Consider the following 12,371-nt stretch of genomic DNA (forward strand, 5'->3'; position numbering starts at 1 on the left):
ACCGGGGACTGCATTTTATTGAACGGTCAGTTTCGGCATGGTTGTAATATGCCAGCCTTTCGTCCGGGGCGAATCCGGCCTTCCACGGTCTGCGAACCGCCGGGGGGCACCTCGCCCTATCGCCAGGCAGCGGCTTTCCTGGCCAAAAAAAGAGGCGGCTTGCGGCCGCCTCTCCAGATATCACTTTCTGAGAACCATGTGCACATTCTCGAATGGCAGCCCCTGGTCATCACGTTCCCGCCGGGAAAGTTCCTGAAAGCCCAGTCTGCGGTAGAAGTCGCATGCCTGAAGGTTATCTGCGTAGACTTCCAGCTGAAGCTCAGCTTTCCGGCCAATAGCGTGCTCGACGAGCGTTCGGCCTATCCCGAACCCTTGAAGGCCCGGCTTCACGAAAAGCCCGCCCACAAACGTATCCAGCAGGCTGATGAACCCGACTGGCTCATCCATCCGGCAAGCCACCCAGGTTTCGGAACTGGGGAGATATTGCGTTTCAATCAGCACCTGCTGGCTGCGCAATTGCGCTTCACCAATGAAGGCATGCGCAATCAGGGAAGCATCAAACCAGATTTGAGACAGTGTTTTGAGGTCCGTTGCCGGGTCATAGGCACGGATCCGTATTTCTTCGTTCTTCATGAGAACTCCGGAGTTATTTATGCAAACAGAGACGACACCCGAACGGGTGCCAAGCGGTGCCGCGTTGCGGCGCTTCGTTATTCTCTGCGCATAAAGCTCCTTCTTCAGGCGATCGTGCTTACCGGCAATGATGGGCGATGACAATTGCCAGCCCTCAATTTACATAAACAGTACCGTACCAGGTCTTGCTGCCTTGTTTGGAGCCCGCTGCTCATGTCACGCCTGTCGGAAGAGGATCGCAACTATCTCGACCAGACCGCCCGTGCCCTCGTGCGTGGCGGTTATGAGCCCCTCGAATATATTGAAGAGTCTCTCCTCGAACTCGTGGAAGATGAAACCGAAACCCTGTCCGATCGCGACCTCAAAATCGAGGTCCGCAACGCCCTCATCCGCGCCGTGGCCGATCTCACGCGCGAACAGGCCAGATGGCCCGTCCTGACCGATTACGACCGCCTGCAAGCCGCTTTCGATGCGCTGGAGGACGAAGACATCGTCGCGCGGGAGAATTTCACCTGCTGCGGCAGGTGCGGCGCTTCGGAGATCGTCGACGAGATCGAAGACTTTGCCGTCGAAACTGGCCGGCGCGCCAAAGGGTATGTCTTCTTCCACCAGCAAGACACCGAGCGCGCGATTGAAGGCGAGGGGCTCTACTTCAACTATGGCACCGCCGATCCGGACTGGAGTGAGGAAAAATCCCTCGCCATCGGCGCGCGGCTGTTCGATGTCCTGAAATCGGTCGGCCTGCGTCCGCAATGGGACGGCGACCTCGGCAGCCGCATCGCTGTCTCGCTCGACTGGAAACGCCGCTGGGAAGGCCCGATCCCCAAACCGATCAAGCGGTGGTTTTTCTGAAAAGCGAAGGCTATGCTCTCCCATGGCCAAACTCGTCTACGCCCTGAACCAGTCTCTCGACGGCTATGTCGATTATATGGAATTTGCGCCGGATACTGATCTTTTCCGGCACTTTATTGAGGACGTTCGCGCCTCAGCGGGTACGATCTATGGCCGCAACATGTATGAGGTGATGCGCTATTGGGATGAAGAACATCCCGAATGGGGCGCGCCGGAGCGGGAATATGCCGAGGTCTGGCGCAAGCAGCCCAAATGGGTCGTGTCCGGAACATTGAAATCGGTCGGCCCCAACGCGACGCTGGTGTCGGACAATCTGGAAGCCACGGTGCGCGACCTCAAATCCCGCCTTAGCGGCTATATGGAAGTCTCAGGCCCGCAACTCGCCCACAGCCTATCCAAGCTGGGCCTCATTGATGAGTATCGGATGTATCTTCACCCCGTCGTCATCGGCGCGGGAAAGCGCTATTTCGCCGGTCCGCTTTCCCGCCTGCGCCTGACAGCCACCGACCGTATCGGCGCCGATGTAATCCGCCTCACCTACGTTCCGGCCTGATCCCAGTCCCCACACACGGCCTGCCACAGTGTCATCGCTGAAATCGCCGCCGTTTCTGCCCTCAGGATGCGGGGGCCGAGGCCGACCGGCCAGGTATCCGCCCGCCCGCGCAGGAAGGCGCGCTCGCCGGAGGTGAAGCCGCCTTCCGGGCCGGTGAGGATCGCGGCGGGGCGTCCCTTCAATTCTGCCAGCACGTCCAGCATCGGCCTTGCCCGGCCCGCCTCGCCGCCCCAGGGGGCTTCGGCCTCGTCGCCGGCTTCGTCGCAGAAGATCAGGGCTGTGCCGCGGGGCAGGGCGTCCAGCGCCGCGTCGAGCCCGGCGGCTTCGAGGATCTCCGGCAGGTCCAGCCGCTCGGTCTGCTCTGCGGCTTCCAGCGCGATCTTGCGGAACCGGTCGGTGCGCACGGTCCGGGTCTGGGTCCGCTCGGTGAGGACCGGCACCAACCGGGCCGCGCCCAGCTCGGTCGCCTTCTCGATGATAAGATCGGTCTGGTCCTTCTTCACCGGCGCGAAGAGAAGGGTCAGACGTGTCCCGGTTTGTCCCTGTTGTGACCGTGTTTGTTTCAACGGCGTCGCTTCCGCGCGCTTGCCGGACACCTTCTGGACCTGCGCAGACCATTCCCCGTCGCGCCCGTTGAACAGGCGGACCGCCGCGCCATCCTCCAGCCGGAGGACGCGCAGGAGGTAGTTCGATTGTTCATCGTCCAGCGCAAGGACGCCGCCTTCGGCGAGGGGGGCGTCAACATAGAGACGGGGGATCGTGGCCATATTCGCGCTATAGGGCGCCCCGGCGCGCCTGTTAAGGTGTTGCAGTTGCGCAACTTCCTGTGGTTTTGAGGGCACGCCCCGTGCGGGTTGATTTCAAATGTTCTATATCTTCCGGTGATGAACACCCGCCAACCCCCTGAGACTGCCGGAGATTTCAGCATTCCGGCTGATTCCGCGCTGCCCCGCTGGCTGCGCGGCTTGCCCAAGGCGTGGCAGCCCTATGCCATGCTGGCGCGGCTCGACCGGCCGGTCGGCGTCTGGCTGCTGTTCCTGCCTTGCGTGATGGGGCTCGGCTTTGCGCGTTTCTCTACCGGGCTGGCGCCGATCGATGCGCTTTGGATTGTGCTGTTCCTGATCGGGGCCACGGTAATGCGCGGTGCAGGCTGCACCTGGAACGACATCACCGACAAGGAATTCGACGCCAGAGTTGCCCGCACGGCTGCCCGACCCATCCCGTCCGGCGCGGTCTCGGTCAAGCAGGCCTACGCCTTCCTGCTGGCGCAGCTGGGCGTAGGGTTCCTGATCTGGATTGCATTGCCGGGCGACGCGAAGCTGGCGGCGCTACTCGCCATCCCGCTGGTGGTGATCTACCCCTATACGAAGCGCGTCACCTGGTGGCCGCAGGCCTGGCTGGGGCTCACCTTCAATTGGGGCGTCTATGTCGGCGCGGCGACCGCCGATGTGATCACCGGGCCAACCTACATTCTTTATTCCGGCCTCATACTCTGGACGATCGCCTACGACACGATCTACGCCCTGCAGGACCGGGAAGATGACGCACTGATCGGCGTGCGTTCCACCGCGCGTCTGTTTGGGCAGCGCGCGGTGTTGATCTGCTTTGGCTTCCATCTGGGCGCAGCCGCGCTGATCGGCCTTGGCGCCTATGCGCAGGGTGCCGGCAGGCTGGGCGCGGTGACCGCGCTGGCATTCCTCGCCCATGGTGCATGGCAGGCGATGACCCTGAAGACCAAGGGCGAAGGTGAGGCGCTGCGCATGTTCAAGTCAAACGTTCTGGCGGGCGCGATCGTCGCTGCAGGCTTCCTTATCGCGGCCATGGTGCCCTGATCGCACAAGGTTTGCGCTGGTCGAGCAACAATTGCCCCTGATTGTCGCCCCCGGCGTAACACCCCTTCGCCCTGTGGGCCGGAAACGGCAGAAACTGCCTTGAGCAGGGGGCCGGGGCATGGTCAAACCTTCGTCACAATCCGGCCCGCGGCAGCGGAGCCGACGAAAGTTCAGCGCGCTGGGGAGCATGCAAGTGACAGATACGACAATACCAGCTTCAGAGAAGAGCTTTCTGGGGCATCCGAGGGGGCTGGTTATCTGCTTTCTCACCGAGATGTGGGAACGTTTCTCCTATTACGGGATGCGTGGCCTTCTGCTGCTCTACCTGACCCAGCACTTCCTGTTCTCGGATGAGCGGTCGAACGTGATTTACGGCGCCTACATCGCGCTTGTTTACATCATGTCGATTGTCGGCGGCGTCCTGTCGGACAAGTATTTGGGGCAGCGCAAGGCAGTCACGTTCGGCGCAATCTTACTGGTCGCGGGCCATTTCGGGATGGCGTTCGAAGGACAGGGCTCGCGCGAAACGCTGATCACGCAGGCAGGCAATTACGAAGTTCAGGCCGAAGGGCGCGATAATCGCCGGCAACTGTTCCTTGATTACGATGGCGAAAGCCGCCGCGTCATCTTCCGCTCCACCCACTATGCCATGCTGGGGGACCAGCGCCTTCTCCCCATCGGCGAAGATGGCACGGGCGATTATGAAGTACAGCGCCGCGCGCGCAGCTTCATCCAGAATATCTGCGCACTCGCAAACCTCGGCTGCGCTGGTCCGGAGCCGGAAACCACGCTCTACCTGAATGGGGTGTCCTACCACATCGACGAGACTGCCGACGGCATGATCGTCGAGATGGATGGGCAGAAGATTGCGCTTTCCGAGCATAGCGAGACCGACATTCTTCTGCTGGCGGATGCTACGACCGCCGCTGCGCCGGACACCTCAGCGCCTGTTGCCGTCTTTGCGGACGGCACATTCTCCACGGAAGTTGAGCAGCAGAAGCTCTATGTGAATATTCTCTACATCTCGCTGGCGCTGATCATTGCCGGTGTGGGCTTCCTGAAGCCGAATATTTCCACCATCGTGGGTGATCTCTATCCGGAAGGCGATCCGCGCCGGGATGGCGGCTTCACGCTATTTTATATGGGCATCAACCTCGGTTCGTTCCTGGCGACCTGGACCTGCGGTATTCTCGGCATCGTCTATGGCTGGGCCTGGGGTTTCGGCGCGGCCGGGCTCGGGATGTTGTTCGGCCTCGTCGTATTCCAGTATGGCCAGCCCTGGCTCGACGGGAAAGCAGAGCCGCCCTCGCGTGAGAAACTGCGCGAGAAAGTCTTTGGTATCATCACCGTCGAGACGGCTTGCTATGCATCGGCGCTGGGCATTATCGGCGTTTCGATTGCGCTGTTGATGAATGCCGGCATCGTCAACACGCTGGCGATGATCACCGGCATTGGCATGTTCGTCGCGCTGATCGGTTATTCGATCGTCCGTCTCAAGGGCGCTGCCCGCACACGTATGTGGGCGGCGGTTTATTTTGCTGTGGCGCAGATCCCGTTCTGGTCCCTTTTCGAGCAGGCGGGTTCCTCGCTGACGCTGGTGACCAGCCGTCTCGTCGACACCAACATCTTTGGATGGAACGTTCCGACACCAGTGTTCCAGTCGCTCAATGCGGGCTTTATCTTCCTGTTCGCGCCAGTTGTTGCTTGGCTGTGGCTGTGGCTCGCAAAGCGAGGCTGGGAGCCTTCTACGCCTGTGAAATTCGCCATCGGCGTGTTTGGTGCGGGTCTCGGCTATCTGGTGCTTGTCGGCGGCATGTCTGGCACGGGCGCTGCTGCGCTTACCCCAGTGTTTTTCATCTTCGCGATCTACTGGATTCACACGATTTCCGAGCTGATGCTCTCGCCCGTCGGCCTGTCGGCCATGACGAAACTGGCGCCAGCGTCGCTGGTTGGCTTGTTCATGGCCGCATGGTTTGTCTATTCGGGCCTTGGCAACGCCATGTCAGGTGTCATCGCGGCGGCGGCTGGCGCAGAAACAGTTGGTGGACAGATCATCGATGTGGCTGATGCGAAATCAAATTACATCCAGGTATTCTCGTCCATCGGTTATATCGGGATGCTGATCGGATTCCTGATGCTGCTGATTGCCCCGCTCGTGAAGCGCTGGATGGCGGAAGCTAATGTTGAGGAGCGTCCGCTGAGCACCGACTCCGTCGGCCACAACTGATCTGGTTCAACATTCAGAATGAAGCGGGGCGCTCCCAAGGAGCGCCCCGCTTTTTTGTTATCCGGGTTTTGCGCCCTCAGGCGGATTCGGCGCTTTCACTCATCTCGGAAGAGGAAGAGGCCTCATCGCTGGTGGAGCCCTGGGCCCCGGCGCGGGAGTTGTCCGGGGGGGCGAGCCGCTTGGGGCCTTGTCCTGTTCCGGACGGGGGCACCATTAGTTCCGGCGGGTCTTCCTGGTTCATGTAGATGGTCTGGCTCGGGAAGGCGAAGGCAGCGCCGTTACGTTCAATGATGTCCATGACCGCATAGGCGAACTCTTCCTTGATCTTCAGCCACTCACCCCAATTTGTGGTTTTGGTGAAGGTGTAGATCAAGAAGTCGATCGAGCTGGCGTTGAATGCATCAACACGGACAAACAGGGCGACTTCCGGCGGTTTGGCGATGCGGTCATCGTTCATCAGCCAGTCTTCCAGCTCTTGTCTTATGTTTTTGAGCTGGTCGACGCTCGTCGAATATTCCACGCCGACAGCCCACCTGATCCGGCGATGTGTCATGCGCGAAAAGTTCGTCACGGCGGCATCTGCGAGCTTTGAGTTGGGAACATACACCGGGCTCTGGTCAAAGCGGCGCACAAGCGTCGAGCGGAAGTTGATGCGCACGACCGTACCCTCGACCACACCATCCACCAGGATCCATTCGCCGGGCACAAAACGTTTCTCGCCAATGATAAGCAGCCCGGAGATGAGATTGCGGAACAAATCCTGCGCCCCAAGGCCGACCGCGATGCCGAATACACCCAGACCGGCAAGGAGAGGCGCAACGGCGATACCCCATTGCTGTGCAACGGCGCCCAGGCCCAGCGCGATGAGAATAAATTGCAGCGCTTTAATCATCCAGTCGACGGCCGGACCCGACAGCGAGTTCTTGAGTCCCGACATGACGTATTCGAGCATTCGGACGGCGCGCGACAGCGACCAGAAAACCGTCAGTGTAACAACAGACTGCATTAGCTTGTTGGCGAAGTTTTCGATCTGAGGATCAACATTCAGGATCTGGATCGAGGCGTAGATCCCGATAACAACCGGTATGACGCGGAGCGGCAATGAGATTGCGTGAACGAGCGCGTCATCGACTTTGGTGTGTGATCCGGCTGCGGCTCGTGTGATCCAGACAACAGCTGTTTTGGCGATCAGTCCGCGCAGCAGAATCGCCAGAGACATAATAACTGTGACGGTAATAATCTGCCCAAAGGTAAGGCCATAAGCACCTTCATTCCAGATGCCTACAATCCAATCTGTTGCATTTGTCGCCCATGCTGGAGCGTTTGACTGCCACCAGCCTTCAAGTTCATTCAATACAGCCGGCGCTGCCATCATCAGCCCTCTTGCCAAGATTGGAGTTCAGGCAGGACCTAGGGGACGCCGATGCCAATGTGAACCGCTAACGCTGATATTTTTCGGATTCTTCAAATACTGTCAGGCTTTGCGCCATTTCCCCGGTTCAATGCCATCCAGGTCCCAGTCGCCGATGCGTATGCGGATTAACCTGAGCGTGGGGTGGCCAACTGCTGCCGTCATGCGGCGCACCTGCCTGTTTTTCCCTTCTGTGATTGAGAGCTCGACCCAGGTGTCTGGCACGGATTTCCGGTAGCGGATGGGCGGATCGCGCGGCCAGAGATTTTTGGGCTCGGGCACAATGCGCGCGAGGGCCGGTCGTGTTCGCCCGTCTTTCAGGTCGACTCCTCGCCGGAGGGAGATAAGCGCGTCTTCGGAGGGAATGCCCTCGACCTGCGCCAGATAGGTCTTCGGCAGCTTGTGTTTTGGATTGGCAATTTGCGCCTGCTGGCGGCCGTCATTGGTTAGGATGAGCAGGCCCTCGCTGTCGAAATCCAGCCTGCCGGCGGGATAAACGCCCGGCAAGTGTATGTAATCCTTCAGTGTGGGTTTGCCGCTGCCTTCGTCGGTAAACTGGCTGAGGACGCCAAAAGGCTTATTGAACAGGATGAGGGTCATTCCGGCGTTCTACTGAAGCTCGCCGGAATTTGCATCACCCGCCATTGATGAATTGCCAGAGCGTCATTGCTTCGCATGTTGCGGCGTCCTGCAGGGCTTGCCGCGCAGCGGTGTTGAACTGGTCGGATTCCGACGCAGCCCAGACCCCGGCCGCCGCATCAAACGTCGTGAAGCCAATCTCCGAAAGCCCGCGCGAAATCCGCGTGCAGATGACGCGCGCGGTGTCGGGATCTGCGTTCTCATTGAGAGAGGCGATCCGGTCGCTCATGTCGAGGCGCGAGAAGATATAGTCATAGACGCGCAGGTCCGCGCCAATCTGGAAGGCCAGCACGTCGGCAGAGCTGACGCCTGCATAGTCAGGCTCGCCGGTGCCAAAGGTGCGCGCAGTCAGAACCGAAGGAATGGGCTCGTCCAGATAGATGGCCCATTTGCCGACGCCCATCTTCCTGGCGGTGTCTTTGATGTTTCCTGCAGGCGGCATGGAGGCATTGACGATCAGAATCGGTTCATCCGTCCACGAGCGGATTGCAAAAGCGCCAGTGGACTGCTCTGTAATGGATTGGCCGAACAGGGCGGTCGATTGGCTGTTCAGGAAGCTGGAGGCTTGCTGCATGGCAGGCGCGTTGAAGTAGGTCACCAGCGCAGACGTTGGCGCAATCAGGTTTGCCGCCGTTTGCAGCGCCGACATGACATTTGCTCCGGCTGAACTCTGCCGCTCATCTGAGAGCTGCATCCGGAAACGGCCTTCTATGGTCGTGTTGGGGCTCACCTTGAAATAGGGAGTCGCGTAGACCGAGATGCTCTCATTCGTGGTCCAGGCTTCGCCCTTCGCGTTGTCAGACTCGAAGGTCGAGGAGAACAGCGCTTTCGACGTCTTGATGTCCGGACTGGAAATATCGAATTCGGCGAGCAGGGTCCGCGTTATATTGCGAGAGCCGGAGATCGTCCGTTGGAACCAGTTGCGGCTCTCGCGGTTATAGTTCCGGGTATCGTCCTTGCTCTTACGGCCACCGCTGGCCACGCCTTCGATGTCATAGCTGTCCGGGTCCAGTGTCACGATCTGGAGCCGCGTATACCGATCCTGAAGCTGCGGGCCGATGCCCGAAACAAGTATGTCCGGCTCGATCGCAACATCAATGTAGGGAAGGAAATCCTGCGCGCGGCCAGCCGAGCGGTTGCGCAGGGCTTCGCGCCCGGCGCCGGGGGCAGGCGATCCGGTCGTCGGAGCGCCGCCAACTTCTTCCCATTCTTCGGGCGTCATGCCGGAATTCCGGTCCGGAATGAGCGGGGGCGGAGGAGGCGGAGGTGGGGGTGGAGGAGGTGCGGGAACCGGGTCGGGCCTCGGCGGCGGCGCGTCCGGCGTTGTGGTGCAGGCGGTGAGCAGCATCGCGGTCGTCACAAGCAGGCCCAGCCGGGCCATTGCGGTGTAATTGTTGCGCATCTCGTCCTCCCCTGAAGCGGCGCGGCATTTTCGAGAGGGTTAACAGCGTCGGAACAGTCTGGCGAGTCAGGACATTTCGCATTTGCGATTGTCTTGGCATTACGAAACCTGGCGACAGAGTTTACATACCGCGCCTTTACGGTCCTTGGTTTGCAATGCAATAAGCCCTTGCTGCGCTGCGGGATGTCCCCATATTCTCGTGGTGAGCAAAAGTTCTCACGGTGTCCTGGAGGGACCATTCTTGATCCTCAGCATGCTCAAAGCAAAGCTTCACGGCGCAACCGTCACGCAATGTGACCTGCACTATGAAGGCTCGGTATCAATCGACCAGGATCTGCTCGATGCGTCGGGAATTCTGCCGCACGAGAAGGTCGACATCTGGAACGTGACAAATGGTGCCCGAATCCAGACCTATGCGCTGGAAGCGCCCCGCGGCTCGCGCGCGATTGGTGTGAATGGAGCAGCAGCCCGTCATTTTGCTGTGGGCGACACCGTGATCATTGCAGCTTTCTGCGGCGTGGAAGCCGAGAAAGCCCGCCAGCACGCACCGACCGTTGTGTTGCTGGGTGAGGGCAATGAGGTGAAGCGCACGCAATAAGCGCCGCCTTTGCACTGAAGAAATTGAAAAGCCGGCAACCCGCGTTGTCGGCTTTTCCTTTTTCGGTGTCAGGCGTGGGACAGGTTTTTTGCGCCCATCACTTCGGCGATGATCTCAAATGAGTGCAGGCGCTTTTCGGGATCGTACATGTCCGAGACCACCATGATTTCATCGGCATTCGTCCGTGCAAGCAGCTTGTCGATCCCGCGTTTCACGGTGTCTCGCGAGCCGATGATGGCGACTTCCAGCATGGCGGCAGCCCGGGCTTTTTCCATCGGGCTCCAATAGGTGTCGATGTCGTCGATGGGGGGCTGGGTCAGCTTGCGTTCGCCGCGCACGAGATTGGCGAAGGACATCTGCTGCGACGTGGCAAGGTAGCGGGCTTCCTCATCGGTATCGGCTGCAATGATGTTGGCGCCAATCAAAGCATAGGGCTTGGCCATCTTCTCATTGGGTTTGAACCTTGAGCGGTAGACTGCGAGCGCTTCGTCCAGCGCTTGCGGAGCAAAGTGGGAGGCAAAGCCATAAGGCAGGCTCAGCTCGGCAGCCAAATGTGCGCCAAAGAGGCTGGAGCCGAGGATCCAGAGCGGAACATTGGAGTTGGAACCGGGAACCGCTTCGATGCGCTGGCCTTCCTTCACCGGGCCGAGCCACATCTGAAGCTCGACAACATCCTGCGGGAAACGTTCGGACTCTTCGGGGTGCACCCGGAGGGCGCGCAGGGTCAGCTGGTCAGTGCCAGGCGCGCGGCCAAGGCCAAGGTCGATCCGGCCGGGATAGAGCGCTTCCAGCGTGCCGAATTGTTCGGCAATCACATAGGGCGCGTGATTTGGCAGCATGATGCCACCCGCGCCAACGCGCAGGGTTTTGGTGCCAGCTGCAATGTGACTGATGACCAGAGATGTCGCCGCTGTCGTGACGGTTGGCATGTTGTGGTGTTCGGCAACCCAGAAGCGCTTGTAACCCCAGCTTTCCGCGTGCTGGGCTAGCCGGCGTGCTTCGTTCAGGGCGTCGGTGCGTGTAAAGCCTTCACGCACGCGTCCCAGCTCAAGGATCGAGAGTTCGGCCAATTTTCTGTCCTTTATTGCGGCGCAGGTCTCTGGGGCCGCGCCATCTTCGGATGGCCTTAAGATGGGGGCTGGCCGGATGATGCCAATAGGCGACGGCGCGATCAGAAGCCCGCAGGCTTGGGAAGGCCGCTGGATGACAGGCAGATGGCCTTGAAGCGCTCGCCCATATGCTGCGGATCAATCAGGCGCTGGGCCGCGTTGAATATCTCTTCAGCCTGATCAGGATTTGCCTTGATCAGCTGGTTGAGGCGAGCCTGCGCGCCGAGCCCCAGCAGGAACATTCCCTGCGGCGCCGGGCCGTGCGCATCGAGCGATGCAGATGCAGCGAGGCGGGCGAACCGTCCGAAGTCGACGTCGACCGTCAGGTCATTGGCGCCGGGCTCGGCAAGAGGCGAAACTTGCTGTCCCTTGCGAAACGCGCGCAGCGTGTCGCCGGGCGCCCTGTCTGCCGGGCCGTAATCGATGAAAAGGGCACGGAAGGGCTCCTTGCGGGAAGCAAGGTCTGCCACGACGAGATCAAGTCCGGTTTGGACCTCCACAACATCGCCGGTCAGCGTTGCGCCGGCCGGCGGGCGCGGTTCGTCGGCGGCGAGGCCCATGACAAGGCTGCGTTCTGGCGAGAGGCCGATGACGCATTCGCGCCAGCGTTCGCCATCGCGCCGGAATTGCCGGGCGGGCAGGCAGTCGAGATATTCGTTCGCCACCAGAAGCATGGGGCCTGGCGGCACATCACTCAGCTGCCTGGCAAAGCTGGGATTGAATCGGGCGAGCCGTTCCTTCTGGACAAGGCGAAGGGCAGGGCTCGGCTCAACCAGCGTGAGCTGCGCCGCCTTCAGGAATGCTTCGCCGCCCGCCAAAGACGCGATCTTCAGGGCATCATGCAACAGCAGGGCGCGGCCGGGCCCGATCTCGACAAGGCGGAAAGCGGCAGGCTCGCCCATTGCGCGCCATTCATGCACCAACCACAGGCCGATCAGCTCTCCGAACACCTGGCTGGTTTCCGGCGCAGTGGTGAAGTCACGGCCAATACCGGGGCGGGCGGCATAGTACCCTTGTTTGGGATCATGCAGAGCAATTTGCATGTAGGTCGACAGGGGGATTGGGCCTTCCGTCTCGATCAGGCGGATCAGCCGTTCTTCCAGGGTCATCGGTAT

The 12,371-nt window shown here is 60.4% G+C and carries 12 protein-coding genes; 5 read left to right on the forward strand and 7 right to left on the reverse strand.

Going from position 1 to position 12,371, the window contains the following annotated elements; genetic code table 11:
* Positions 1-180: 180 nt before the first annotated feature.
* Positions 181-633, reverse strand: a complete 453-nt coding sequence (locus K1X12_RS17215; protein WP_220987566.1) for a GNAT family N-acetyltransferase — start codon at positions 631-633, stop codon at positions 181-183.
* A gap of 213 nt (positions 634-846) precedes the next feature.
* On the opposite strand from K1X12_RS17215, the gene K1X12_RS10620 reads away from it, so the two are divergent.
* The gene (locus K1X12_RS10620; RefSeq protein WP_220987567.1) at positions 847-1,485 is read left to right on the forward strand and encodes a DUF6891 domain-containing protein; all 639 of its coding nucleotides are present in this window, start codon (positions 847-849) and stop codon (positions 1,483-1,485) included.
* Positions 1,486-1,507: 22 nt separating this feature from the next.
* Entirely contained in the window at positions 1,508-2,038 is a 531-nt protein-coding gene (locus K1X12_RS10625; protein ID WP_220987568.1) for a dihydrofolate reductase family protein, read from the forward strand.
* On the opposite strand, the gene K1X12_RS10630 is transcribed toward K1X12_RS10625, so the two are convergent.
* On the reverse strand, positions 2,023-2,805 hold the full coding sequence (locus tag K1X12_RS10630) for a 16S rRNA (uracil(1498)-N(3))-methyltransferase (RefSeq protein WP_220987569.1): 783 nt from the start codon (positions 2,803-2,805) through the stop codon (positions 2,023-2,025). The genes K1X12_RS10625 and K1X12_RS10630 overlap by 16 nt on opposite strands.
* A gap of 117 nt (positions 2,806-2,922) precedes the next feature.
* Between K1X12_RS10630 and ubiA the strand changes: the two genes are divergently transcribed.
* Entirely contained in the window at positions 2,923-3,870 is a 948-nt protein-coding gene (gene ubiA, locus K1X12_RS10635; RefSeq protein WP_220987570.1) for a 4-hydroxybenzoate octaprenyltransferase, read from the forward strand.
* A gap of 193 nt (positions 3,871-4,063) precedes the next feature.
* On the forward strand, positions 4,064-6,097 hold the full coding sequence (locus K1X12_RS10640; RefSeq protein WP_369426098.1) for a peptide MFS transporter: 2,034 nt from the start codon (positions 4,064-4,066) through the stop codon (positions 6,095-6,097).
* A 76-nt stretch (positions 6,098-6,173) separates the two neighbouring features.
* On the opposite strand, the gene K1X12_RS10645 is transcribed toward K1X12_RS10640, so the two are convergent.
* From K1X12_RS10645 to K1X12_RS10655, 3 genes are all read right to left on the reverse strand, one after another.
* Entirely contained in the window at positions 6,174-7,469 is a 1,296-nt protein-coding gene (locus K1X12_RS10645) for a mechanosensitive ion channel family protein (protein WP_220987572.1), read from the reverse strand.
* Positions 7,470-7,571: 102 nt separating this feature from the next.
* Positions 7,572-8,108: a pseudouridine synthase gene (locus K1X12_RS10650; protein WP_220987573.1), complete on the reverse strand. Its 537-nt coding sequence runs from the start codon at positions 8,106-8,108 to the stop codon at positions 7,572-7,574.
* 34 nt (positions 8,109-8,142) lie between these two features.
* Entirely contained in the window at positions 8,143-9,549 is a 1,407-nt protein-coding gene (locus K1X12_RS10655) for a hypothetical protein (RefSeq protein WP_220987574.1), read from the reverse strand.
* A 241-nt stretch (positions 9,550-9,790) separates the two neighbouring features.
* Here K1X12_RS10655 and panD point away from each other — a divergent pair, with 241 nt between their 5' ends.
* The gene (panD, locus tag K1X12_RS10660) at positions 9,791-10,147 is read left to right on the forward strand and encodes an aspartate 1-decarboxylase (protein WP_220987575.1); all 357 of its coding nucleotides are present in this window, start codon (positions 9,791-9,793) and stop codon (positions 10,145-10,147) included.
* A 68-nt stretch (positions 10,148-10,215) separates the two neighbouring features.
* On the opposite strand, the gene K1X12_RS10665 is transcribed toward panD, so the two are convergent.
* Together K1X12_RS10665 and K1X12_RS10670 are read right to left on the reverse strand one after the other, a co-directional pair.
* On the reverse strand, positions 10,216-11,217 hold the full coding sequence (locus K1X12_RS10665; RefSeq protein ID WP_220987576.1) for an LLM class flavin-dependent oxidoreductase: 1,002 nt from the start codon (positions 11,215-11,217) through the stop codon (positions 10,216-10,218).
* Positions 11,218-11,318: 101 nt separating this feature from the next.
* Positions 11,319-12,365: a class I SAM-dependent methyltransferase gene (locus K1X12_RS10670; RefSeq protein ID WP_220987577.1), complete on the reverse strand. Its 1,047-nt coding sequence runs from the start codon at positions 12,363-12,365 to the stop codon at positions 11,319-11,321.
* Positions 12,366-12,371 lie beyond the last annotated feature (6 nt).

Source organism: Hyphomonas sediminis (assembly GCF_019679475.1).
In the GTDB taxonomy this organism is placed as follows: Bacteria; Pseudomonadota; Alphaproteobacteria; order Caulobacterales; family Hyphomonadaceae; genus Hyphomonas; species Hyphomonas sediminis.